This is a genomic window from Streptomyces sp. L500 (genome assembly GCF_054551825.1).
In genome coordinates this window covers 1-22,774 of the sequence record NZ_JBTOLC010000030.1, presented here as the reverse complement: position 1 = coordinate 22,774, position 22,774 = coordinate 1, and the positions used below count along the sequence as shown (strand labels likewise).

22 protein-coding genes and 1 tRNA gene are annotated in these 22,774 nt (G+C 73.5%); 11 read left to right on the top strand and 12 right to left on the bottom strand.

Translation table 11 applies throughout. The annotated features are described in order from the left end of the window. Positions 1–80: 80 nt before the first annotated feature. The 5 genes from ACX9I7_RS23685 to ACX9I7_RS23665 all read right to left on the bottom strand — a co-directional run bounded on the left by ACX9I7_RS23685 (position 81) and on the right by ACX9I7_RS23665 (position 6,330). Positions 81–899 (bottom strand): sulfite exporter TauE/SafE family protein, encoded by an 819-nt coding sequence (locus ACX9I7_RS23685; protein WP_459388426.1) that lies wholly within the window; start codon positions 897–899, stop codon positions 81–83. 217 nt (positions 900–1,116) lie between these two features. Further along, positions 1,117–2,490 carry a rhodanese-like domain-containing protein gene (locus ACX9I7_RS23680; protein WP_387570016.1) on the bottom strand — a complete coding sequence of 458 codons (1,374 nt, stop codon included), beginning with the start codon at positions 2,488–2,490 and terminating at the stop codon, positions 1,117–1,119. A gap of 148 nt (positions 2,491–2,638) precedes the next feature. Beyond that, positions 2,639–3,859 carry an MFS transporter gene (locus tag ACX9I7_RS23675; RefSeq protein WP_459388425.1) on the bottom strand — a complete coding sequence of 407 codons (1,221 nt, stop codon included), beginning with the start codon at positions 3,857–3,859 and terminating at the stop codon, positions 2,639–2,641. Beyond that, positions 3,856–5,097 (bottom strand): 5-aminolevulinate synthase, encoded by a 1,242-nt coding sequence (gene hemA, locus ACX9I7_RS23670; RefSeq protein ID WP_358632263.1) that lies wholly within the window; start codon positions 5,095–5,097, stop codon positions 3,856–3,858. Before hemA ends, ACX9I7_RS23675 begins: the two co-directional genes overlap by 4 nt. Before the next feature lie 207 nt (positions 5,098–5,304). After that, entirely contained in the window at positions 5,305–6,330 is a 1,026-nt protein-coding gene (locus ACX9I7_RS23665) for a winged helix-turn-helix domain-containing protein (protein ID WP_459388424.1), read from the bottom strand. Between the two features lie 128 nt (positions 6,331–6,458). On the opposite strand from ACX9I7_RS23665, the gene ACX9I7_RS23660 reads away from it, so the two are divergent. Together ACX9I7_RS23660 and ACX9I7_RS23655 are read left to right on the top strand one after the other, a co-directional pair. Continuing rightward, a complete protein-coding gene (locus tag ACX9I7_RS23660; RefSeq protein WP_459388423.1) occupies positions 6,459–7,718 on the top strand; it encodes an alpha/beta hydrolase family protein in 1,260 nt (419 codons plus the stop codon). Between the two features lie 127 nt (positions 7,719–7,845). Continuing rightward, the gene (locus ACX9I7_RS23655) at positions 7,846–8,238 is read left to right on the top strand and encodes a hypothetical protein (RefSeq protein ID WP_459388422.1); all 393 of its coding nucleotides are present in this window, start codon (positions 7,846–7,848) and stop codon (positions 8,236–8,238) included. A 12-nt stretch (positions 8,239–8,250) separates the two neighbouring features. Here the strand turns inward: ACX9I7_RS23655 and ACX9I7_RS23650 are convergent, their stop codons facing one another. Next, the gene (locus tag ACX9I7_RS23650) at positions 8,251–9,789 is read right to left on the bottom strand and encodes an FAD-dependent monooxygenase (RefSeq protein ID WP_459388421.1); all 1,539 of its coding nucleotides are present in this window, start codon (positions 9,787–9,789) and stop codon (positions 8,251–8,253) included. Positions 9,790–9,883: 94 nt separating this feature from the next. Here ACX9I7_RS23650 and ACX9I7_RS23645 point away from each other — a divergent pair, with 94 nt between their 5' ends. The 3 genes from ACX9I7_RS23645 (at position 9,884) to ACX9I7_RS23635 (ending at position 11,871) form a co-directional block, all read left to right on the top strand. Next, complete coding sequence (locus ACX9I7_RS23645; RefSeq protein WP_358632248.1) at positions 9,884–10,372, top strand: MarR family winged helix-turn-helix transcriptional regulator; 489 nt, start codon at positions 9,884–9,886, stop codon at positions 10,370–10,372. 233 nt (positions 10,373–10,605) lie between these two features. Beyond that, complete coding sequence (locus ACX9I7_RS23640) at positions 10,606–11,307, top strand: GNAT family N-acetyltransferase (RefSeq protein WP_459388420.1); 702 nt, start codon at positions 10,606–10,608, stop codon at positions 11,305–11,307. Between the two features lie 96 nt (positions 11,308–11,403). After that, positions 11,404–11,871, top strand: coding sequence for a hypothetical protein (locus ACX9I7_RS23635; protein ID WP_459388419.1), 468 nt, complete (start codon positions 11,404–11,406; stop codon positions 11,869–11,871). Between the two features lie 19 nt (positions 11,872–11,890). Here ACX9I7_RS23635 and ACX9I7_RS23630 read toward each other — a convergent pair whose 3' ends face one another. Together ACX9I7_RS23630 and ACX9I7_RS23625 are read right to left on the bottom strand one after the other, a co-directional pair. Next, positions 11,891–12,676, bottom strand: coding sequence for an alpha/beta fold hydrolase (locus tag ACX9I7_RS23630; RefSeq protein WP_387569991.1), 786 nt, complete (start codon positions 12,674–12,676; stop codon positions 11,891–11,893). Positions 12,677–12,693: 17 nt separating this feature from the next. Beyond that, a complete protein-coding gene (locus ACX9I7_RS23625; RefSeq protein WP_459388418.1) occupies positions 12,694–13,053 on the bottom strand; it encodes an MmcQ/YjbR family DNA-binding protein in 360 nt (119 codons plus the stop codon). A 139-nt stretch (positions 13,054–13,192) separates the two neighbouring features. On the opposite strand from ACX9I7_RS23625, the gene ACX9I7_RS23620 reads away from it, so the two are divergent. Continuing rightward, the gene (locus ACX9I7_RS23620; protein WP_459388417.1) at positions 13,193–14,596 is read left to right on the top strand and encodes an amino acid permease; all 1,404 of its coding nucleotides are present in this window, start codon (positions 13,193–13,195) and stop codon (positions 14,594–14,596) included. Between the two features lie 98 nt (positions 14,597–14,694). On the opposite strand, the gene ACX9I7_RS23615 is transcribed toward ACX9I7_RS23620, so the two are convergent. Both ACX9I7_RS23615 and ACX9I7_RS23610 read right to left on the bottom strand, forming a co-directional pair. Next, positions 14,695–15,195: an SRPBCC family protein gene (locus ACX9I7_RS23615; RefSeq protein WP_387569984.1), complete on the bottom strand. Its 501-nt coding sequence runs from the start codon at positions 15,193–15,195 to the stop codon at positions 14,695–14,697. 17 nt (positions 15,196–15,212) lie between these two features. Next, positions 15,213–15,566, bottom strand: coding sequence for an ArsR/SmtB family transcription factor (locus ACX9I7_RS23610; protein ID WP_358632234.1), 354 nt, complete (start codon positions 15,564–15,566; stop codon positions 15,213–15,215). A gap of 128 nt (positions 15,567–15,694) precedes the next feature. Here ACX9I7_RS23610 and ACX9I7_RS23605 point away from each other — a divergent pair, with 128 nt between their 5' ends. The 3 genes from ACX9I7_RS23605 to ACX9I7_RS23595 all read left to right on the top strand — a co-directional run bounded on the left by ACX9I7_RS23605 (position 15,695) and on the right by ACX9I7_RS23595 (position 18,617). Continuing rightward, on the top strand, positions 15,695–16,639 hold the full coding sequence (locus ACX9I7_RS23605; RefSeq protein WP_459388416.1) for a phosphotransferase: 945 nt from the start codon (positions 15,695–15,697) through the stop codon (positions 16,637–16,639). Between the two features lie 215 nt (positions 16,640–16,854). After that, the gene (locus ACX9I7_RS23600; RefSeq protein ID WP_387569981.1) at positions 16,855–18,156 is read left to right on the top strand and encodes a benzoate/H(+) symporter BenE family transporter; all 1,302 of its coding nucleotides are present in this window, start codon (positions 16,855–16,857) and stop codon (positions 18,154–18,156) included. An 89-nt stretch (positions 18,157–18,245) separates the two neighbouring features. Then, positions 18,246–18,617 (top strand): DUF937 domain-containing protein, encoded by a 372-nt coding sequence (locus ACX9I7_RS23595; RefSeq protein ID WP_126912607.1) that lies wholly within the window; start codon positions 18,246–18,248, stop codon positions 18,615–18,617. 61 nt (positions 18,618–18,678) lie between these two features. Here ACX9I7_RS23595 and ACX9I7_RS23590 read toward each other — a convergent pair. Continuing rightward, a tRNA-Ala gene (locus ACX9I7_RS23590) sits at positions 18,679–18,751 on the bottom strand. A 197-nt stretch (positions 18,752–18,948) separates the two neighbouring features. Between ACX9I7_RS23590 and ACX9I7_RS23585 the strand changes: the two genes are divergently transcribed. Then, positions 18,949–19,608, top strand: a complete 660-nt coding sequence (locus ACX9I7_RS23585) for an NADPH-dependent FMN reductase (protein ID WP_387569978.1) — start codon at positions 18,949–18,951, stop codon at positions 19,606–19,608. Between the two features lie 109 nt (positions 19,609–19,717). Beyond that, the gene (locus ACX9I7_RS23580; RefSeq protein WP_459388415.1) at positions 19,718–21,205 is read left to right on the top strand and encodes a purine-cytosine permease family protein; all 1,488 of its coding nucleotides are present in this window, start codon (positions 19,718–19,720) and stop codon (positions 21,203–21,205) included. A 36-nt stretch (positions 21,206–21,241) separates the two neighbouring features. On the opposite strand, the gene ACX9I7_RS23575 is transcribed toward ACX9I7_RS23580, so the two are convergent. After that, a complete protein-coding gene (locus ACX9I7_RS23575; protein ID WP_459388414.1) occupies positions 21,242–22,651 on the bottom strand; it encodes a selenium-binding protein SBP56-related protein in 1,410 nt (469 codons plus the stop codon). Between the last annotated feature and the right edge of the window lie 123 nt (positions 22,652–22,774).

The following is a 22,774-nucleotide window of genomic DNA, read 5'->3' as shown; positions in this document are numbered from 1 at the left end:
CGCCGTTCCTCGTCGGTGCGCGCCGCTCTGGTAACGCCGGGGCGGGGGAAGCGTTGCGGGTCGGTACGGCTCGGAACGGTTCACGTCAGGGCGTCGACGAGCATGAAGGCCGCCACGGCCAGCAGGGCCACCGCGAACGTCCGGCGCAGCGCGGTGCCGGACACCTTGGCGGCCAGTCGTTTGCCGTCCCAGGCGCCCAGGATCGCGGTCGCCGCGAACGGGGCGATGACCGACCAGTCGAGGCCGGAGGCGGTGGCGCCTCGCGTGAGCAGGGAGGCCAGGGAGTTGGTCGTGATGACGAGCAGGCTGGTGCCGACGGCGGCCTGCATCTCGAAGGCCAGCACCGCGACGAGCGTCGGGACGACGAGGAAGCCGCCGCCCACGCCGAGCAGTCCGGTGAGCGCGCCCAGGCCGGCCCCGGTCCCGGCGGCCCTGGCGGGGGCTCGGCGCGGCGGCTCCGGTGCGTCGGCCCTCGTGTCATCGGCCTGTGCGTCCTCGGCCCGTGTGTCGTCGGTCCGGGTGTCGTCGGTCCGTCTCTCGCGGGTCCCGAGCAGCATCATCACCGCGGCGAGGGTGGCTATCGCCGCGAAGGCCGCCGTCAGTGCCCGCTGGGGCAGGTGGGCCGCCACGGCTCCGGCCGCCGCGGCGGGGAGGAGGCCCGAGGCCGCGAACAGCGCGCCGGTTCTCCAGCGGACGTTGCCGGCGCGGGCGTGCGCGTACAGGGCGGTCGCCGAGGTCGCGGCGACAATGAGCAGGCTGGCGGTGGTGGCCGCCGCCGGGGTGAAGCCGAGCAGATAGATCAGCGCGGGTACGGCCAGGACGCTGCCGCCTCCGCCGAGCGCGCCCAGGGCCAGCCCGACCGCCGCTCCGGCGGCGAGGGCGAGTATGAGGGCGCTCACGCTATGACGCCGTCGCCGAGGCTTCCGCCGACGGTCGGCGCTCCGCTCCCGGTCCCTCCTTCCCTGGCCCGGGCCGCCGCCGCGGCGAGGTGGTGGCGGACGCGTTCCTGTGGCCGGGTACGTATGGGGCCGGGACAGCCGAAGCCGTGGCGAAACTGCGGGAGCATCCTTCGATCACTTCCTACAAACGAAAACGGGCGGGAACGGGCGGGAACGGTCAGACGGCGCCGCGCCCGGGGACGGTGAGCCCCGCGGCGGTGGCGGCGTCGAAGACGTCGTCCACGGCGACGACGTTCCGTCCCGCGGCGTCCAGCAGGGACGCGGCGATCGCCGCGCGCGCCCCGCCCGCGCAGTGCGCCCACACCTCTCCCGGTGGCACCTCGCCGACGCGGTCGCGCAGCCGGTGGACGGGGATGTGCGTCGAACCGCTGACGAAGCCCGCCGCGCGCTCGGAGTCCCGGCGCACGTCCAGCACCACCATCCGCTCGCCGGCCGCGCGGGCGGCCGCGAGGTCGGCGAAGGAGGCGCGGCGGAAGGAGCGTAGCGCCTCTCCCGGGCGGACCCAGCCGGCGGGGGTGCCGGTGGCGGCCGCGGCCGGGCGGTCGATGCCCACGCGCACCAGCTCCCGCTGCGCGGCGGCGAGCTCCTCCGGGCCGGCGGCGAGCAGGGTGAGGGGCTTGCCCCAGGGGATCAGCCACGCGAGGTACGTGGCGAGCCGGCCGTCGCCCTCGAAGTTGAACGAACCGGCGACGTGCCCCTCGGCGAAGGCGACGCGGTGGCGGAGGTCCACCACCCACTCCCCCGCCGCCAGCCGCGCGGCGATCTCGCTCGCGTCGGCACGGCGGGGCGGGGTGAGGTCGACGGGCGCGGGCCCGGCGGCGTTGGCCGGGCCCATGTGGGTGTAGTAGGCGGGGATGTCGTCCAGGCCCGCGAGCAGTCCGGCGACGAAGGTGTCCACGTCCTTCGTCAGGGCCTCGTTGGTGCCGCGTTCGGCGCCGATCGTCGTGGCGTCGCCGCCGGCCGGGGCGGAGGAGCAGAAGCTGCCGAAGCCGTGGGTGGGCAGGACGGGCACGTCGTCGTCGAGCTCGTCGGCCAGCCGGTGGGCGGAGGCGTGCTGGGCGCGGGCGAGGCGCTCGGTCAGCCGGGGCTCGACCAGGTCCGGGCGGCCGACGGTGCCGATGAGGAGCGAGCCGCCGGTGAAGACGGCGACGGGCCGGCCGTGCTCCTCAAGGACGTAGGAGGTGTGGTGGGGGGTGTGGCCGGGGGTGGCCAGGGCCCGGAGCGCCAGGCCGTCGTCCACCGGGAACGTGTCGCCGTCGGCGACCGGGGTGCGGGCGAAGGAGACCGCCGCGCCCTCGGGCACCAGGTACCGGGCGCCGGTGACGCGGGCGAGCTCCAGCCCGCCGGATATGTAGTCGTTGTGCACATGGGTCTCCGCCACGAGGCCGATCCGCGTGCCGCGCCGGGCGGCGGCCGCGATGACCCGGTCGATGTCGCGTGGCGGATCGACCGCCACGGCGACGGCGGCACCGGCCGCCAGATAGCTGCGGTTGCCCAGCCCTTCCAGTTCGAGGGTCTCGACGGCACGCACGGCGGGGACTCCTCACCGGTCGACGCACCGGGGAGCGTGACGCACCCCGGGGACATTCGGAGCTACGGGGGCACTCGGAGCTACGGGGCACTCCGAGCTCCCTTCGACCGTAATACCGGCGGAGGTGTTCCTGAAACCTGCGGGGAACCTATCCGGCCGCCCGGCGTGCCGCCGTCGCCGAGAGCGCGGCCGCCGTCAGCCCCAGCACGGCCGTGACGGCGACGAAGCCGGGGCCCGCGACCGCCCACGGGCTCAGCAGGGCCGTCCCCAGGGCCACCCCCAGGTGGTCGAGCGTGCCGTTCCAGGAGATGACGCTCGCGCGCCGCGCCGGATCGGCGCCGCCGAGGTACGTCTGCTGGCTGGTGTAGAAGGCGCCCCCGGCCACCATCCACACGAACACCGCGGCCAGACTGACCGCCGCGACCGTACTGACCAGCGCGACGACACTCGCCCCCACGAACACCAGCGCGCAGCCCGCCGACAGCACGTTCTCGCCGATGCCGCGCCGCCGCGCCCGGTCGCTCACCTGCCCGAGGAGCACCGAGCCGGTCAGTGAACCCGCGCCCACCAGCAGGCCGATGAGCCCGAGCCGCGCCGTGTCGTAGCCGTACCGTTCCGCGAAGAGCGCGCCGACGAACGTGTACGCGCCGAGCCGGCCGGCCTGCAGGAAGCCGGTGGAGAGCAGGGGCAGCGCCAGGCGGCGCTGCCGCCACACGGCGAAGCCCGCCAGGGGCGAGGTGGACGCGGCCGTGGGCCGGGGGCCCTTCAGGCGCCACCCTATGAGCAGCACGACCGGGGCCAGCCCCGCGCCGACGGCCGCGAACGTCCACGGCCAGCCCGCCGCGTCCGAGAGGAGCCCGCCGAGCGGCACGCCGAGGACCTGTCCCAGGGCGTAGCCGGAGACGCCGGTGGCGACGGCGCGGCCGCGCTGGTGAGGGGCGGCGGATTCGGAGAGGTAGGCCCACATGGCGGGGGCGGCCGTGGCCCCGCCGAGTCCGGTGAGGGCGCGGGCGGCGGTCAGGGCGGTGAGGCTGTCCGCCGTGGCGCACAGCAGGTTGCCGCCGACGAAGAGCGCGCCTCCGACGGTGATGAAGACGCGGCGCGGGAACCGGTCGGAGAAGCCGCCGAGCAGCGGGGCCGCGACCGCGTAGGTCAGGACGTAGGCGGTGACGACCTGTGCGGCGGCGCCGGTGCTCACGCGCAGGTCGGTGGCGATCGTGGGCAGCAGCGGGGACACCAGGAAGGTCTCGGCCCCCATCAGGAAGAGGAAGAGGTACAGCAGCGCGCAGCGGGCCCATGGGGTGACCACGGCCTCGCCCCCTGCCGGGAGGCGGGGGGCGAGGCCGGTCGCCGGGCCGGAGCCGGTCACGCCGACCGGGCGCGTACGCGCGCCGGTGCCGTGCGGGGCAGGTCCAGCTCGTCCCAGCAGCGGCGGAGCGCGTCGGCGAACCGGTGGACCTCCAGCGGCTGGTGGACCGGGGAGGGGTTGATGCGCAGGCGCTCGGTGCCCCGGGGCACGCTCGGGAAGTTGATCGGCTGGGCGTACATCCGGTGCCGTTCCAGCAGCGTGCGGGCCAGCTCGCGGCAGCGTTCCGGGTCGCCGACGAGCACGGGCACGATGTGGCTCTGGTCGCTCACCAGCGGGATGCGGGCGTCGCGGAGCAGGGCCTTCAGCAGCCGGGCCCGCTCGTGGAGCCCCGCGCGTTCGATGTCGCTGCGCCGCAGGTGCCGCACGCTCGTCAGGGCGCCGGCGGCGACCGCCGGCGGCATGGACAGGGTGAAGATGAAGGCGGGCGCGAGGCTGCGGATGGCGTCGACGACGGGCCCGGGGCCCGCCACATAGCCGCCGGCGGTGCCGTAGCCCTTGGCGAACGTCCCCATCAGGAGCGTGACCTCGTCGCCGATGCCGAGCTGGGCGGCCAGCCCGGCGCCCTCGGGCCCGTACATGCCGACCGTGTGCGCCTCGTCGACGTACACGAACGCGTCGTGCCGCTGGGCGACCGCGCAGAGCTCGGCCATGGGCGCGACGTCGCCGTCCATGGAGTAGACCGATTCGAAGGCGACGACCTTCGGACGCCCGGGGCGCACCTCGTTCAGCCGCCGGTTGAGGTCGGCGGGGTCGTTGTGGTCGAAGACGTGGCGCTCGGCGCCGCTGGCCCGCATCGCCGAGATCATCGAGGCGTGGTTGAGCCGGTCGGAGAAGAAGACGCAGTCGGGGAGGGTCTTCCCCAGGACGTACAGGGCGGCGTCGTTGGCCGCGTAGCCGGTGATGAACGTCAGCCCGCTCTCCTTGCCGTGGAGGTCGGCGACCTCCCGTTCCAGGGCGACGTGGTGCGGGGTGGTCCCGGAGATGTTCCGCGATCCGCCGGCGGCGGCCCCGGAGGTGTCGAGCGTCCTGCGCATCGCGGCCAGCACGTCGGGGTGCTGGCCCATGCCCAGATGGTCGTTGCTGCACCAGACGGTGACCTCCCGGACCCCTTGGGACCCGTGGTGCAGGGCCTGCGGGAAGCGACCGGCGAGCCGTTCGATCTCGACGAACGTGCGGTACTGCCCGGATTCCTTGAGCTTCTCCATGCGATCGGCGAAGTGACCGATGTAATCAAACACTTTTCGCGAACCCCCGTTGAGGGACACGGTCTCCCGTGCCCGACTCGCTCAGCGTGCCTCCACAGCATCGCCCGGGGCGGGCTCCGGCGCATCGTCACCGGGTATCGGACACGGTCCTCCTGACGGGCCATCCCCCGGGCGGCGGCATCAGGCCGGCGGATGAGAGCGGGCCGTGGCGAAGACCACCCCCAGCACGATGCCGTCGATCTACGGCTTGTGACCCCATTTTTCGTCCCGCGTCATATTTCGTCCGCGCACCGGGTCGTACCGCCCGGCCAGCAGGGTCCCCATGGCGGTGCGCCGGTGGAGGACGGCCCGTCCGGCGCGGACGGTGGTGACGAGCCCGGCCCCGCGCAGGGCGGCGGCGTGGGCGGAGGCCGTGGCGTCGCTGACGCCCAGCCGCCGGGCGAGACCGCTCGTGGTGTGCTCCTCCGCGAGGAGGAGCAGCATCTCGCAACGGGTGCGCCCGAGCACCCGCGCCAGCGCCTCCTCCGGGCCGCCCTGGTCGGCCGGACCCGCCGGGGTGAGCGGCAGGCCGGGACCGGCGGGGAAGGTCACGTGGACCGGGCGGCCGGGGAGGTCGGAGACGAGCGGGTGCCCGGTCCAGTGGAAGGTGGGCCGCAGCACCAGGCCGCGTCCGCCGGGCTCGACGTCCCGCTCCCCGGCCCCGGGCAGCTCCCAGACGCTCCCCCGCAGCCGCGCGCCCGGCACAAGGCCGGCGAGCGCGGCGCCGAGGCCGTGCTCGGCCACCGCCAGGGCGTGACGGGTGAACTCCCGCTGGTGGAGGTCCTGCACCACGGGCCACACGGGACGCATCACGCTCTCGAACGCCGCGTGCTGCGCCCGCCGCAGGACGCGCCAGCCGCCGACTTCGCCCCGGTGGAGGTCGCGGAGCCAGGGCGGGGGCGGTGCGGGGTGCCCGGCGTAGACCCGCTCGATCTCCGAGCGGATCCGACGGGGGTGCCACTGCCGGGCGGCGTCGAGCGCGTCCGGGAGGGAGTCGTCGAACACGTCGAGGAAGCCGGGTGCCCGGCCGGCGGGGACGAGGTCCGCCAGTGCCCCGGCGGCGGCCGGCAGGGAGTGGAGCGACCGCCTCCGCCAGCGGCCGTAGAGCAGTTCGTCGCCGGGGGTCAGCAGCTTCATCAGGGCCGTGTTCAGCTCCAGCAGCGGGGCCGCCCGGGGCGCGAAGCGGACCCCGGCGAAGTCGGCGGCCGTGAAGTGGATCCTGATCACTGCTCTCCTCGGACGGCACCTCGGGGCGGCCGCGCGCCATCGTTTCGGCCAGGGCCTCAACCTTCGCCCTCGCTCCCCTCCGGGCCGCAGCATAAGGGCCGCGTAGACGGAGAGATGAGAGGAAGGTCATGTTCCCTACAGGAGCGACGAGCCGGCGAGGCGTCGTCAGATCGGCCGTACTGGCGGGTGCCGCGCTGCTGCTCGCGGACGGTGCGACACCGGCTCGGGCACGGCAGCGGCAGGGGTCTCGTGCCACGACCGGCGTCACCCTGCGCCTGCCGAGGCCGACCGGCCCGTACCCGACCGGGGTCACCACGCTGTATCTGGTCGACCGTTCCCGCCCCGATCCCTTGGCGCCCTCGATTCCGGTGCGGGAGCTGATGGTCACGGTCTTCTACCCGGCCCGCGCGGTCCACGGCCGGCCCGTCGCCCCACAGATGTCCGCCATCGCGGCGGGGAAGTTCCCGGAGACCGCCGCCGCGATCCACCCTGGCCTGCCCCCGAGCGGCGTGGACTGGGCGGCCACCTCGACCCATTCGTACGCCGGCGCGCCCGCGCGGCCCGGACGGCGGCCGGTGCTGCTGTACAGCCCGGGTGGCGGCGATCCGCGCGCCATGGGCACCGGGCTCGCCGAGGAGCTCGCGAGCCACGGCTACGCGGTGGTGACGGTCGATCACCCCGGCGACGCGGGCGTGGTCGAGTTCCCGGGCACGAGGGACGGCCGTCCCGAGCCCTGGCGCGAGACCGTCTTCCGGGGCGATCCGCGCCGGGACCCGCCGCTCTTCCGCACCGTGATCGACACCCGGATCGCGGACGTCCGTTTCGTCCTGGACGCGCTGGAGGCGCTGGCGGCCGGGCGGAACCCGGACGCGGCGGGACGGCCGCTGCCCGAGGGCCTCGGCCGCGCGCTGGACCCGCGCCGGGTCGGCGCGTACGGCCACTCGGCGGGCGGCACCGCCGTCGCCGAGGCCATGTACGAGGACCGGCGCGTCCGCGCGGCCGTCGACATGGAGGGCTATCTCGACCGTCCGGCCGAGGACCCCGGGCGCGCGGGAGAGCTGTATCCGGTCGCCCGCCACGGGGTGGACCGGCCGCTGCTCCTGCTGGGCACCGACGGCTTCCCCGAGCGGCGGCAGCTCGAACGGTCCTGGTCGGCCGCGCTCGCCCACCCGGGCGGGCGCACGGAGCGGCGGCGCCTCGACCGGGCCGCGCACGGGGTGTTCACCGACTACGCCGCCCTCGTGCCCCAGTTGGCGTCGGCGGGGCTGCTGACCGCCGAGGACCGGGTCCGGCTGGTCGGCGCGGTCGACCCCGCCGTCTCGGTGCCGTGGGTACGTCACCATGTGCGCTCGTTCTTCGCCCGCCACCTGCCGGCGCCCGGGATCTGAGCGGGGGCCAGACCATGACGTTCGGCGATATGTCACCTCAAAGGACTGTTTCCATGAAAAGAGGGGCAGTTTGTCATCAAGGGCGTGAGCCTGACGACTGAACAACACTGTTCTCAAGGGGGAGTTCATGCCGGACGACGAGGCGGGCAGCGCGGACGGCCCGGTCCGCGAGGGGAGCCCGGATTCGGCGGTCGACCGGGTGGCCGACTTCTACGGCGCCTACATCGACGCCGTCGACGACGGAACCGACGACCTGAGCGACGAGCTTCGCGCCCACTACCTCGCGGAGGACTTCCGGCAGCGGCTGGCCGCCTGGGAGGAGGCCAATCATGCCGACGGAGTTCTGCGCGCCCAGGACGTGCCCACCCACTGGGCGGTCCGCTATCACGACTCCGGCGCCGGGCACCTGTTCACCACGGTCACGCTCACCTGGGGCACCGGCCCGGACGCCGGCCACACCCGGCTGGCGGTGCAGAGCGACCTGAGCACCAAGCTCATCTCGGACATCGAGGACGGCTGACGGCACCCCCGGTCACCGGTCCAGGACCACCCGCAAGGCTCGCTCGACCTCCGCCGGATCGCCCTGCGCCCTTTCGCGCCAGGCGATCAGGCCGTCGGGCCGGACGAGCACCGCCCCGGACGGGGTGACGCCGTGCGCCGCCGCCCAGTCCCCCGCCAGGGCCGGGACGGCCACGGGGACGCCGAGGCGCTCGGCGGCCCGTTCCGCCGCGGACCGCCGGCCCTCGTCGTCGGTGAGCAGCACGAAGCCGCGGCCGTACAGGTCCCGCGTGGACCCGCCGGCCAGCGGGACGTGGGGCGCACGGGTGCCGGGGCGGCCGCTGGGGGTGGCCGGGTCCTCGAAGAGGGCGTCGTCCGAGGGGGCCGTCGGCTCGGGGACGAACGCGCCCGCCGGGCAGCGGTAGCCGAACAGCAGGCGGGCCGGGTCGATCCGTTCGGCCACGGTGTCGTCGGCCAGGTGCGGTGCCATCCGGTGCACCATGTTGGCGTACTGCTGCTCGACCAGGCACTCCGCGAAGGGCCTGCGTTCGGCGTCGTGGCTGTCCAGCAGCCCGGGCCCGGCCTGGCCGCGGACGACCGCGGCGAGCTTCCAGGCGAGATGGTGGCCGTCCATCAGGGCGCTGTTGCCGCCCTGCCCTCCGGTCGGCGGCATCACGTGGGCGGCGTCCCCGACGAGGTGCACCCTGCCGGAGGAGAAGCGGTCCGCGACCCGGCAGGCGGTCGACCACGTCGTCGCGCCGAGCAGCTTCACCTCCAGCTCCGGAAGGCCCGTGACCAGCCGGACGATCTCGCGGGCGCTCTCCTCGTCCTGGGGCGCCCGCGCCTCGACGGCGGCGACGAACCTGCCGGGCGTGTCGGTGGAGACGAACGCGCCCGAGCCGCCGGGCAGCGCGGGGTTCCGGAGGTAGTGCATCTGCACCGCCGCCCCGTCGAGGGCCAGGTCGAGGTCGGCCTCGAAGAGGAGGCTGGTGCTCTCGCCGATGGCGCCGCGCCCGTGGGCGCCTATGCCTGCCGCCTCGCGGATCCCGCCGCGATGACCGTCCGCGCCCACCAGATAGGCGGCCTCGACCTCGTACGCCTCGCCGGTGGCCAGGTCGCGCAGGACGGCGGTGACCCCGTCCGGCCCGTCGGTGAAGGACTCCAGGCGGGTGGAGAACCGTATGTCCGCGCCGAGCTCGGCGGCGCGCGCGGCCAGCAGCGGCTCGGCGCGCTCCTGGCTGACCATGCCGGTGGGAGCGGGCGAGTACCGCGCGAAGTCCGGCATGGCCTCGGTGATGCTGTGGAACACCCGCCCGGTCACGCTCTCCGCGATGACGATGGTCATCTCGGGCCGCCCCGGGGGCGCCGCGTCGAGGAAGGCCCGCTCCAGCCCGGCGGCGCGGAGCGCCTCCATGGCGGCGGGCATCTGACCGCGGGCCTTCGGCTCCAGCGACGTACCGGGGTGACGCTCGGCCACCAGCGCGGGCACGCCGTGGAGTCCGAGGAAGAGCGCGGTGGACAGGCCGCCGAGGCCGGCGCCGACGATCAGGACGGGCGTGGTCAGGGTGTGCACGGTTCCCTCCAGGCACCTAGAATAATTCCAGGAAGCGGATATTCCCATGAATCGAAATATCCGTCTCATCGAGATATAGCTGCCGAGGTGTGCCGTGTCAACCGAGAACAGGTCCGGCGGGAACAGGGCCGAGCTGATCGACTCCCTGATGAAGGCCATGCGCGACCAGGCGGGTCGCGGGCTGATGCTGCACGGCGCGATCGCCGAGCGGTTCGGGCTGAACTTCACGGACCTCAAGTGCCTCGACCTGGTGCGCCACGAGGAGGAGCCGACGGCCGGGAGGATCGCGGCGGCCACCGGCCTGAGCACCTCCGCCGTCACCGCCGTGCTCGACCGCCTGGAGCGGCGCGGCTTCATCGAGCGCCGGCGCGGCACGGCCGACCGGCGCAAGGTCGTCGTGGTCGCCACCGGCCGGCACGACGCCGAGATGCAGGAGGTCTTCGCCGGATTCGGCCGGACGGTGACGGCCGTCCTGGACGACTACGACGACGAGCGGCTCGCCTTCCTCCTCGAGGTGACGCGCCGTCTCAACCGGGCCGCCCACGAGGCCACGGAGCAGCTCACCGAGGGCGGAAAGGGCTGACGGGAGGGCAGGGAAGGCCATATACCGGACGGGAGGTGGACCGGCACGGCGGATTTACCGTTCCGTTTCCTTCTGTTTACCTTTCAGCCCTTCGCGCGGGGGTATCCCGACCTCATACTGACGACACCCGTCCCGCAAGCCCCACGGTGAGCGTGAGTACCACCGTGCCGGAAAGCCAGCAGGACGTCTCTCCTTTCTCTGTCGTCACCCCCATCGCTGAAGGATCCAGCGCCGTGCCCGTACCCGTTTTCCTCCACGGCCGCACCGTGCGGCTGGAACCGCTCGGCGAGCACCACATCGAGGGCCTGGCCGCCGCGGCGGCCGAGGACCGCAGCAGCTACGCCTTCACTCCCGTGCCGCACGGCCCGGAGGCCACGGCCCACTACGTGGCCGAGGCCCTCGCGGCCCGCGCCGCGGGCCGGGCGCTGCCCTTCGCCACCGTGCGGATCGCGGACGGCCTGGTCATGGGCTCGACGCGGTTCTGCGAGCTGGACTACTGGCAGGGCCCGGTGCAGTGGCCCCCGGCCCCGCGCGGCCCGCTCGGCGATCCCCTCACCGCGATACCCGACGCGGTGGAGATCGGCGGGACCTGGCTCTCCGCGCACGCCCAGGGCACCGGCGCCAACACCGAGACCAAGCTCCTGATGCTGCGCCACGCGTTCGAGACCTGGGGCGTGCGACGGGTGTCCCTGCGCGCGGACTCCCGCAACGCCCGCTCCCGCGCGGCCATCGAGCGTCTCGGCGCGGTCCTCGAGGGCGTCCACCGCGCCCACACCCGGGGCCTCGACGGCATGGTCCGGGGCACGGCCTTCTACTCGATCCTCGACGAGGAATGGCCCGCCGTACGGGCCGGGCTCGAGCACCGGGTCGAGCACCGGACCGGGGCCGGGCACCACCACGCCCCCCGGCTCGCACGCCCGCTCGTCTCGGCGTAACGGCCCGGGGCGGCGGAACCGCCCGTTTCCTCGGTGGCGCGGGCTCGTTGTGCGAAGGCGAGCCGTACCCCGAACCCGAGGAAAAGGAGAAGCGCTGTGCGCTGGATGAGCATCGCTCTGGCCGCGGTGGCCACGGTCGGCGTCATGAGCACCCCGGCGGCCGCCGCCCAGGTCGACCGGGAGTCGCGTTCCCCCGCCCAGCTGCGCGTCGGCCCGCCGTGGCCCTACAAGGACTGCATGGACACGGCCGTCAAGCAGCACAAGGAGAGCCCCGACCACGCCAAGTGGCACTGCGACCAGCTCGTGCAGAAGGGCTGGATCAAGCCGCCGACCGCACAGGACAACGCGGCGCAGAGCACGACCTCCAAGGGGACGTCCCCGAAGGGAACGAGCCCGAAGGGAACGGGCCCCAAGGGCACCGGCCCGAAGAGCGGCGGGTCCAAGAGCGGCCACTCGAAGGGCCACGGCTCCGCACACGGCAAGGCCAAGTCCAAGACCAACACCAAGGCCGAGCACAAGAGCGGCGGCGCGAAGAGCGCCCCCAAGGCCGCCCCCAAGCGTTAGGCCCCGCCCTCCCGTCCCGCTAGGCCCGCTCGTGTTCCCGGAGGAAGTCCAGGACGAGCGGGCCGGCGACGGACCGGAACTCCTCGAAGTAGGCGTGGCGCGCCCCCGGGATCAGGCACAGCCGGGCGCCGGGCACGCGCTCCGCGAGCAGGGTGGCGTTCGCGGTGGGGTTGAGCAGGTCGTCGTCGCCGTGCACCACCAGCGTGGGCGCCTGGATGCCCGGGAGCACGTCCCACGCGTCATGCCGCTCGCTGGCGACCAGGTGCCTGAGCCGTTCCTTCGGCGTCATGGTGGGGTCGCCGAGCGTGTGATGCGGGCCGGGGTGGGTCGCGAGCCAGCCCGGCGTGTACATCAGCTCCAGCAGGGCCCGCCGGCCCTCGGGCGCGGGCCGCATCAGCGACCGGCGCACGTCGTCGCCGCGGTCGACCGCGTTCGGGCCGCCGGGGGACGTACAGCCGAGCACGAGGGCCCGGACCCGGTCCGGCCGGTGGGCGGCGAGCCACTGGGCGACGCGGCCGCCCATGGACGTGCCGTAGACGTGGGCCCGTTCGACGCCGAGGTCGTCGAGGACCGCGAGCGCGTCCCGGGCGAAACCCTCGATGCTGTAGGGCTCGTCGGGGCGGTCGCTCTCGCCCGTCCCCCGGTAGTCGAGGGTGATGGTGTGGTGGGCGGCGTGGAAGTCGTCGAGGACGCCGTCCCACCAGTGGTGGGTGTTGCCCTGCCCGGCCAGCAGGAGCAGGGGCTCGCCCGCTCCTGTTGTCCGATAGGCGATCCGGGCTCCGTCGGCGCTCTTGGCGTACCGCATGGACCGCGTGTGCCGCATCAGGCGTCGCCGGAGCGCAGGGCGGTGGGCAGGGCCTCCAGCAGCCGCTCGGGCGCCGCCTGCTTCCAGGAGTCCACGAGGATGTCGCGCAGCTCGTCCATGTCCTCCAGGGCGGCGAGGCGTACGCGCACCCATGAGGAGCTCGCCTCGTGCGGCGGCACCCAGAACTTCTCCGGCTCGGCCGCGATCAGCTCGGCCCGCTCGTGCTTCGGGCAGCGGACGGCGAAGGACGTCTGGTCATCGGGGATCGTGATGTACATCTTTCCCGCGACGCGGAAGGTGGGCATGCTCCATGCCTCCTTCTCCGCGGTTTCCGGCAGGGAAAGCGCGATACGGCGGATGTCATCAGCATTGATCATGGCCCCACATTAATGCGCGCGCTGTCCGACGATCACCCTGCGTCAAGCGACCGTCCGGATATCGGACGCCGCGGCCGGGGCCGTGCCCGCTTCTCCATACTCGAGACTCCCCGATCTCGGATAATGGACAGGTACGACCATGAGCCGGACACTCACATCTCCTCCCCCGCCGGTGGAGAGCACTCCTCAGCAGGACTCCCCGCTGTCGAACGGGCTCAAGCAGCGGCACCTTTCGATGATCGCCCTCGGTGGCGTCATCGGCGCGGGCCTCTTCGTCGGCTCGGGCGCCGGCATCGCCGCCGCCGGCCCGTCGATCGTGCTCGCGTACGCCGTGTCCGGCCTGCTCGTGATGTTCGTGATGCGGATGCTCGGCGAGATGTCCGCCGCCAATCCGGCCTCCGGCTCCTTCTCCGTCCACGCCGACCGCGCGATCGGCCCGTGGGCCGGCTTCACCGCGGGCTGGATGTTCTGGACCCTGCTGGTGGTGGGCGTGGCGATCGAGGCGATCGGCGCGGCCCACATCGTGCAGGGCTGGCTGCCGGGCACCCCGTCCTGGCTGTGGGTCCTGCTCTTCATGGCGCTGTTCTGCGGCACGAACCTGGGCGCGGTCGCGCACTTCGGCGAGTTCGAGTTCTGGTTCGCCACCCTGAAGATCGGCGCGATCGGGCTCTTCCTGATCCTCGGCACCCTCGCCGTCCTGGGCGTCCTGCCCGGCACGGACTCCCCCGGCGCCGCCCACCTCACCGGCGACGGCGGGTTTCTGCCCACGGGCATGGACGGGCTGCTCATCGGCCTGCTGGCCTCGCTCGCCGCGTACGGCGGCCTGGAGACGGTGACCATCGCGGCCGCCGAGTCGGAGGACCCGGTGCGCGGCGTGGCCAAGGCCGTGCGGACGACGATGTGGCGCATCGGCATCGTCTACGTCGGCTTGATGCTCGTCATCGTCACGCTCATCCCGTGGAACGACAAGTCCGTCACCGAGAACGGCCCGTACGCCGCCGTGCTCGACCGGCTGGGCGTCCCGGGCGGCGGCCAGATCATGAACGTGGTCGTGCTGATCGCCCTGCTGTCGGCCATGAACGCCAACATCTACGGCGCCTCGCGCATGGCGTACTCGCTGGTCGCGCGCGGCCAGGGCCCCAAGGCCCTGGGCAAGGTCTCCGGCGGCGTGCCGCGCCGCGCGGTGCTCGCGTCGTCCGCGTTCGGCTTCGTCGCCGTCCTGCTGTCGTACTGGTACCCCACCACGGTCTTCGCCTGGCTGCTCAACATGGTCGGCGGGGTCGTCCTGGTGGTGTGGGGCTTCATCGCCGTCTCGCAGCTGCGGCTGCGCCGCCGGCTGGAGCGCGAGGCGCCCGAGCGTCTGACGGTGCGGATGTGGGGCTTCCCGTATCTGACGTGGGTGACGCTGGCCGGGGTGGCCGGGGCGCTGGGCCTCATGGCCCTCGACGCCGACACCCGGGTGCAGCTGTACTTCACCGGTGGCCTGGCGGTGGCCCTGGCCGCCGTGGGCTACGCGCGCCAGCGGGCCGTCGCGGCGCGCTGACCGCGCCCGCCGCGCCTTCCCCCAAGAACCGTCCGAGGCCGGTTCCCGTTTCGCACGGGAACCGGCCTCGGGCCTTTTCGAATACGGGCTATGGCGGACTAGGCGTCCCCCATGCCGTCGAGGCAGGACAGCAGGGAGCGCAAGACGTGGCTGCGCCAGCCGCCGCTCATGATGGCGCGTGCCTTCTGCTGGAGCGGGTTGTCCGGGTCGAAGCCCTCGTGGTCCAGGAAGAGACGGGTGCCCCGGCCCTCCGGCTCAAGCGTCCAGGTGATCGTCCAGTCGACGTCGGCGCCGTTCTCCGGGTGGGCGTCCCGCCAGCCGATCCGCAGCGTCTTCCCGTCCTCGAAGGCCAGGACCTCGGCCGCGATCGTGCCGGAGAAGCCCGTGGCGGGGATGGCGACGGCCCGCATGGTGTACCGGTGGCCGACCTCCAGGCGGAAGTCGCCGGGCATCAGCCACTGGGCGAGCAGCTCGGGCTCGGTCAGGGCCCGCCACACCTTGGCGGGCGGGTGCGGCAGGAACTCGTCCACCCGTACCGCGGTCAGGTCGTCGCGCTCGTTCACGCCGTGCTCGTTCTCGTTCACGCCTTGCTCGTTCATGATGGCTCCTCGCTCGTTCATGATTCCTCGTCCTCCATTTCGTCGAGCACCGTCCGCAGGGCGGACAGCTTGTCGCGCCAGAAGCGCTCATAGGGGTGCAGCCACTCCCGCACCTCGAAGAGGGGCGCGGCCTCCAGCTCGTAGAAGCGCTGACGGCCCACCTTGTTCTCGCTCACCAGCCCGCACTCGCGCAGCACCCGCAGGTGCTCGGAGAAGCTGGGCCTGGCCATGTCGAAGTGGCCCGCCAGCTCCGCGACGGGCTGTGGCCCGCGCTCCCGCAGCAGCCTCAGCACCTCACGGCGCACCGGGCTGGCCAGGGCCGCGAAGACGCGACCCTCCGACGTCCCGGTACCGATGGGAGTGGTGTTCATGGAGACGACTATAGGTAGGAAATTTCCTACATGTCATGTCGATCAAGGAACTCGACCCTTGTGGAGGAAAACCCGCTTGTGGGGAAAACCCGTTGGCCCGGGACCGTCCCGTGGCGAACCATACGGAGATGGAGACGATCGCACCCCCGGCCACCGGTGTCCGCCGGCCCTGGGCCGACGTGCCGCCCGCCGTGCGCCGCGCCCTGGAGGACGCGCTGGGCGGGCGCGTCGTCGAGGCGCACAGCCAGAGCGGCGGTTTCTCACCGGGCGTAGCCGCCCGGGTCCGGCTCGCCGACGGCCGGCGCGCCTTCGTCAAGGCCGTCAGCGCCGAGACGAACGCCCACAGCCCCCGGCTGCACCGCGCCGAGGCCCGCAACAGCGCCGCCATGCCGCCCGGCGCCCCCGCGCCCCGGCTGCTCGGCACCTACGACGACGGGACCTGGGTCGCCCTGCTCCTCGAGGACGTCGCGGGCCGGCAGCCCCGCGTCCCCTGGCTCCCCGCCGAACTGGACCGGGTCCTCACCGCCGTCGACGGGCTGAGCCGCGCCATGACCCCGGCCCCGTTCGAGGTGCCCGCCGTGGCCGAGAGCGAGGCGGAGGCGTTCACCGGCTGGCGGACCCTGCTCGCCGCGGGCGACACCGCGCGCCTCGACCCGTGGGCGGCCGACCGGCTCGCGCTGCTGGCCGGCCTGGAGTCCGGCTGGGCGGAGCCCGCCACCGGCGACAGCCTCGCCCACGGCGACCTGCGCGCCGACAACATCCTGCTCACCGACGACAGGGTGGTGTTCGTCGACTGGCCCCACGCCCTGCGGGCCGCCCCCTGGTACGACCTGCTGGTGATGCTGCCGAGCGTCGCGTCCCAGGGCGGCCCCGAACCGGAATCCGTCTTCACCGCGCACCCCTTGGGCCGGGCCGCCGACCCGGAGGGCGTGACCTCGGTGCTCGCCGCGGTGGCCGGGTACTTCGTCCGCCAGTCGCTCCTGCCCGACCCGCCCGGTCTGCCGACCCTCCGGGCCTTCCAGGCCGCCCAGGGGGCGGCGGCCCTGGCGTGGCTGGCCCGGCGCCTGGGGTGAGCCCCCGGGCCGGGGCTTCCGTGATGCAACGATCACCACCCGGGGCGGAGCCGTCCGTGGCGCTACGCTGCCGTGCGACGGTCGCCGCGTGCGAGGTGGGGGACGCTCCGGTCGCCGGAGCGCCGTCCGGGCCATGGACTCCGGCCGGCCCCGAGGCCCCCACCGGGCCCGTGGCCGGCCGAGCAGTCAGTGGAACCGCGCGACGGAGGAATCTCGTGAGCACCGAATCCCGTGACACCGGCACCCTCGACGCCGCTGCCGACACGTCACCAGCCGCCGCGTCACCGGCCGCCGCGTCACCACCGGCCGGGAGACCGGCGGAGGACCGTCCGCGGCTTGCGCGCGACATCTCGCTGTCCGCCGTCCTCGCGGGGTTCGTGGCCGTCGTCGTCTCCTACTCCGGGCCCCTCGTCATCGTGCTCGCCGCCGCGTCGGCGGGACGCCTCGACACCGCCCACACCGGGTCCTGGATCTGGGCCATATCCATAGGCAGCGGCCTGACCTGCACAGCCCTCAGCCTCGTCACGCGGATGCCGGTCATCACGGCCTTCTCGACCCCGGGCGCGGCCCTGCTCGTCACCAGCCTCGGCGCGTACTCGTACGCGGAGGCGGTCGGCGCGTTCGTCGTCACGGGCCTGGTCATCAGCCTGGTCGGGCTGACCGGGGTGTTCGGGCGGCTGATGCGGCAGGTGCCCACGGCGGTGGTCTCGGCCATGCTCGCGGGCATCCTCTTCTCCTTCGGCACCGGCGTGTTCACCTCCCTGCGCACCGCGCCCTGGATCGCCGGTGCCGTGCTGCTCGCCTATCTGCTGGGCAAGCGGTGGCTCCCCCGGTACGCGGTGCTGCTGGCGCTCGCCGCGGGGGCGCTGTGCGCCACGGCCACCTCGCGCGTCCACATCCGGCTCGACCATATCGAGCTCGCCCGGCCGGTGTTCACCACGCCCGCGTTCTCCGTCGCCTCCCTCATCGGGATCGCGGTGCCCCTGACCCTGGCGACGCTGGCCTCGCAGAACGCCCCCGGCATGGCGGTGCTCACCGCGTCGGGCTACGCGCCGAAGGACCGGCTGCTGATCGGCTCCACCGGCATCGTCTCCACGCTGCTCGCACCCTTCGGGTCGCACGCCGTCAACCTCGCGGCCATCACCGCCGCCATCTGCACCGGCCCCGAGGCCCATCGCGACCCGCGCCGCCGCTATGTCGCCGGGGTCGCGTGCGGCGCGTTCTACCTCCTCGTCGGGTCCTTCGGCACGACCCTCGTGGCGTTCTTCGCCGGCCTGCCGAAGGAGCTCGTCGCCGCGATCGCCGGGGTCGCCCTCTTCGGGGCGCTGGCGGGCGGCCTGGCGGGCGCGGTCAAGGAGGAGCGGGACCGGGAGGCCGCGCTGGTCACCTTCCTGGCCACCGCCTCCGGCGTCACCCTCCTCGGCATCGGCTCGGCCTTCTGGGGGCTGGTCCTCGGCGTCGCCACGCATGTGCTGCTGACGCTCGGGCGCGGCAGGCGGGCGACGACGGGCGCCTGACCGGCGGTCGCCGACCCGCTCGGGCGTCACCGGCATGGCGGGTAGCGCGTTGGGTACCGAGGCCGACGCGTCGGCGTAGTGTCGACGGCATGGCAGATGACTCGCTGCGAGCCGACGTGCTCGACGAGCTGGGGGACGACCGGATCGAGGAACTGGCCCAGGAACTCGGCACCGACACCGAGGGCGCCAAACAGGTCGTGGCGGCCACGGTCGACGAGCTCCCCGCCGAACTGACCGGGGGCGGGCCGCCCGGCGGGGCGCTCGGCCTCGGCGGGCTCGGCGGCGGACTGGCGGGCGGCCTGGGCGGCGGACTGATGTCCGGCGTCCTCAGCAAGATCACACGACCGGTGGCCGAGGCCGTCGCGAAGCGGACGGGGCTGCCGCCCGCCACCGTCGCCAAGGCCCTGGAGCTGCTGCTCCCCGTGGTGATGACGACGATCGCGAAGCGCCGGAAGCGCTGACGCGCCCACTGCGTGAAACGACCGAGAGGCCGCCCGTAACGGGCGGCCTCTCGGTCCACTGTGGAGCTAAGGAGAATTGAACTCCTGACCTCCTGCATGCCATGCAGGCGCTCTACCAACTGAGCTATAGCCCCTTGTTCTGTTATCCGCCCGGTTTCCCTCGCGGTCTCCCTGGCGACACGGAGAACATTACACGGCCCCCCTGCCCTTCCACCAAATCGGTGCCTCGCCCGGAAGGCCCAGCCCCGTAGCGTGCCGCCCGCCCCGGGAGCAGACTGGTCCGGACGGCGCCCAGCCGGGCGCGTGCCGCACCCGCCGGAAGGACGGATTCATGGCCACGGACGTCCGCCCCGGCCCCCTGCGCGTCCTCGTCTTCGGCGCCGCGCTGCGGGCCGGATCGACCAACGCCCGCCTCGCCTCCCTGGTGGCCCGGCTAATCACCGAGGCCGGGGCCGACGCCGACCTCGCCACCATGCGCGAATTCGACATGCCGCTGTACGACGGGGACGCGGAGGAGGCCGACGGCATCCCGGCCGGCGCGCTCGCGCTGCACGAACGGATGGAGGGCGCCGACGCCCTCGTCATCTCCTCCCCCGAGTACAACGCCTCCGTGCCCGGCATCCTCAAGAACGCCATCGACTGGGTCTCCCGTGTGCAGCCGCAGGCGTTCAAGACCAAGCACGCGCTGCTGGTCTCCGCCTCCCCGTCGCTCGTCGGCGGCAACCGTGGACTGTGGGCGCTGCGGGTGCCCCTGGAGCACCTCGGCACCCGCGTCTACCCGGACATGTTCAGCCTCGCCCGCTCGTACGACAGCTTCGCGGAGGACGGGTCGCTGGCCGACCCCGGGCACCAGCAGCGCCTCACCGAGACGGTGGAGGCGTTCCTCAAACTCGTCGAGGCCGACACGCGCTACGTCTGCTTGCAGCGCCGCTGGTACGAGTTCCTGGGCGACCGCTCCGAGGCGCCCATCACCCACCGCGCGGAAGTCTGAGGACGGCCCGCGAACACCGTAACCCTCTCCGGGCTCCCCAGCGTTGACGTGGGATTTCCCGCCGTGCCAGATTCTGGGCGACATCGCGCGAGCCAGGAGTGTGGCACCCATGACGACGACGCCGGAGCGACCGCCCCCGTCCCCCTTGCCGTCCCCCTCCCCGTCCCCGTCCCCGCTCGCCATGGAGCGCCGGACGATCGACCCGATACCCGAGGAGGAGCGGCACGGTTCGCCGGCCGGCCTGTTCACCCTGTGGTTCGGCGCGAGCATGCAGATCACGGCGGTCGTCGACGGCGCGCTGGCGGTGGTCTTCGGCGCCGACGCGCTGTGGGCGATCCCGGCCCTGCTGATCGGCAATGTGCTCGGCGGCGTCGTCATGGCCCTCCACTCCGCCCAGGGGCCGCGGCTGGGGGTGCCTCAGATGATCTCCAGCCGGGCGCAGTTCGGCGTGCTGGGCGCCGTGGTCCCGCTCGTGCTGGTGATCCTCATGTACCTGGGGTTCGCCGCCACGGGCAGTGTGCTGGCCGGTCAGGCCGTCCGCAGGATCCTCCACCTGCCCGACGCCACGCTCGGGATTCCGTTGTTCGGGGCGCTGACCGCCGTGGTCGCGGTCGCCGGATACCGCCTCATCCACCTCGCGGGCCGGGTGGCGACCGTGACGGGCATCGTGGGGCTGGGCTATCTCGTGGTCGCCGTGTTCACCCGCTACGACGTTCCCGCGCACGTCGGCGTCAAGCCGTTCGACGCCGCGACGTTCCTGCTCGCCGTCTCGCTCGGCGCCGGCTGGCAGCTGACGTTCGGCCCGTACGTGGCCGACTACTCCCGCTACCTGCCCCGGTCGGCCGGCGAACGCGCGACGTTCCGGGCGACCTTCGCGGGCACCGTCACCGGCTCCGTGTGGGCCATGTCGCTGGGTGCCCTGATCGCGGCCGTCGCCGGGGACCGGTTCCTGTCCGACCAGGTCGGCTTCGTCGGCGAGCTGGCCGGGCCGGCGGCCCTGGGGTACGTCATGTACCTGGTGGTGCTGGTCGGCAAGGTCACGGCCAACTGCCTCAACGCGTACGGCGGTTTCATGTCGGTCCTCACGACGGTGACGGCCTTCGACGGCCGCTCGCGGATCACACCGGTCGCGCGCGTCGCGTACATCACGGGGTTCTCGGCGGTGGCCACGGTCATCGCGATGGCGGCCAGCGCGGACTTCCTCGACAACTTCAAGAACTTCATCCTGCTGCTGCTCACGGTGTTCACGCCGTGGAGCGCCATCAACCTGGTGGACTACTACCTCGTCTCGCGCGAGCGCGTCGACGTCCCGGCGCTGTACGACCCGGACGGCCGCTACGGCCGCTGGAACGTTCCGGCGCTGAGCTGTTACGCCCTCGGGATCCTCTCCCAGGTGCCGTTCCTGGCGACGAAGCTGTACACCGGACCGCTGACTTCCCTGCTCGGCGGCGCGGATGTCTCCTGGATCGTCGGCCTGGCCGTCACCTCGGCCGTCTACTACCCCTGGGCCCGCCGCACCACCACCGTCGACGACGCGGCCGATGCCCCGGGGGCGTCCGGGGAGTGGCTGCCGGACGCCCCACAGCATGCGGAGTGACCTGCGGGGCGTCCGGGGGCCGGCCGTGCGGCCGGGTCAGCGGAAGCAGTACGAGTCGGACGAGGCGTCGCCGCCCTGCAGCCGCGTCTGGTGGACGCGCAGGCCATGGAAGTCGTCGCCGTGCGGGAAGAAGCGCGGGTCGGCCGCCAGGCCGCCGTGGCCGGTGTCCGCGTCGAGCTTCGCCATCCAGGGCCGGATGCCCTGGGGGTGGAACTGGTCGTCCCACGCGCCGTACAGCGAGTTCGTGACGTAGACGCGCCGCCCGTCGCGGCTGAGCTCCAGCATCTGCGGCCCGCCGGTGAGCGGAACGCCCGGGGCTGCGGGGTGGGGCTCGCGGCCCGCGATGCCGCCCAGCCGGACGGAGGCGGTCCGCCGGGGGTGGAACGGGTCGCTCACGTCGAACTGGAGGAGCTCGCCGGTCCCCCACGCGGACACGTACAGCCACCGGTCGTCGACGGACAGGTTGATGTCCGTGACCAGCGGTGGCACCGCCCCGAACGGCTTGAGCGCCGGGGGCAGGTCCTCGGGCGCGGCGGGCTCGGCCGGGATCGTGATCACCTTGCGGACGGCGAAGTCCGGACCGTCCCGGTGCCAGAGCCAGACGGACGCGGACAGGTCCGCCACGCTGACGACCACCCCGGCGAAGCCCCACGTCGCCTCGGGGTCGTGCGCGGGCCGCAGCTCCAGCACCATCTGGTGCTCGTCGCCCAGGTCCACCCGCTGGAGGTGACGACCGGTGCCGAGCTCCCAGAAGTGCAGCGCGTGGCCGTACCCGCGCCGGAGGAGGAGCTCCGCGTCGAGCCCGTTCTCGACCATCGACGGGGTGCCCCACTCGCTGGTCACCGCGATGTCGTGGCCCAGGTGCCACCAGACGTCGTACGCCAGGTGCTGCGGCCCCCGGTCGGTCTCCCAGGGGCGCAGCACGTCGAAGGTCTCGTGGTCGAGCAGGGCGACGCCGCCGGGCCCCTCGGCCCCGTAGGCGCCGCCCAGGCAGGAGAGGAAGACCCCGCCGGGGCCGCAGTGGAGGGTGTGGGGGCGTGAGTACCCCGCCTTGGCGGCCAGTTCGTCGGGCTCGATCACCTTCACCAGGCGCGGGCGGGCCGGGTCGGGGCGGGTGTCGAAGACGTGCAGCCGGGAGGAGCGCAGCCCGGGGAGGATCAGGAAGCGTCGCTGGGGGTCGCTGTGGCAGGCGTGGGCGAGCGCGCTGGAGCACGCGTTCCAGCCGAAGTGGTGGAGCTCGTCTCCCAGGTTGGGTAACCGTGCCGTGTTCACGACGCGCCCGTAGGAGGGCGAGCCGGGGTCGGTGTCCACGGTCATCAGCGCGTCGGGCTGCCGGGCCGTGCGGTCGAAACCCACGACGTAGGCGAGCTTCTCCGGTGGCGCGGCGACGGCTTCGGCAGGGGTGCGGTAGAGGGTGGGATCGCTGTGGGACAGGGAATCCGCCATGGCTGGTGAGGGTGCCACATCCCAGCGGGCGGGCCAAGGGAGCGTGCGGGCGTATACGGGAAGGGCGGCGGCGCCCCGGGGTGGGGTGCCGCCGCCCTTCGCGACGCGTGGGGGTTCTGTGGC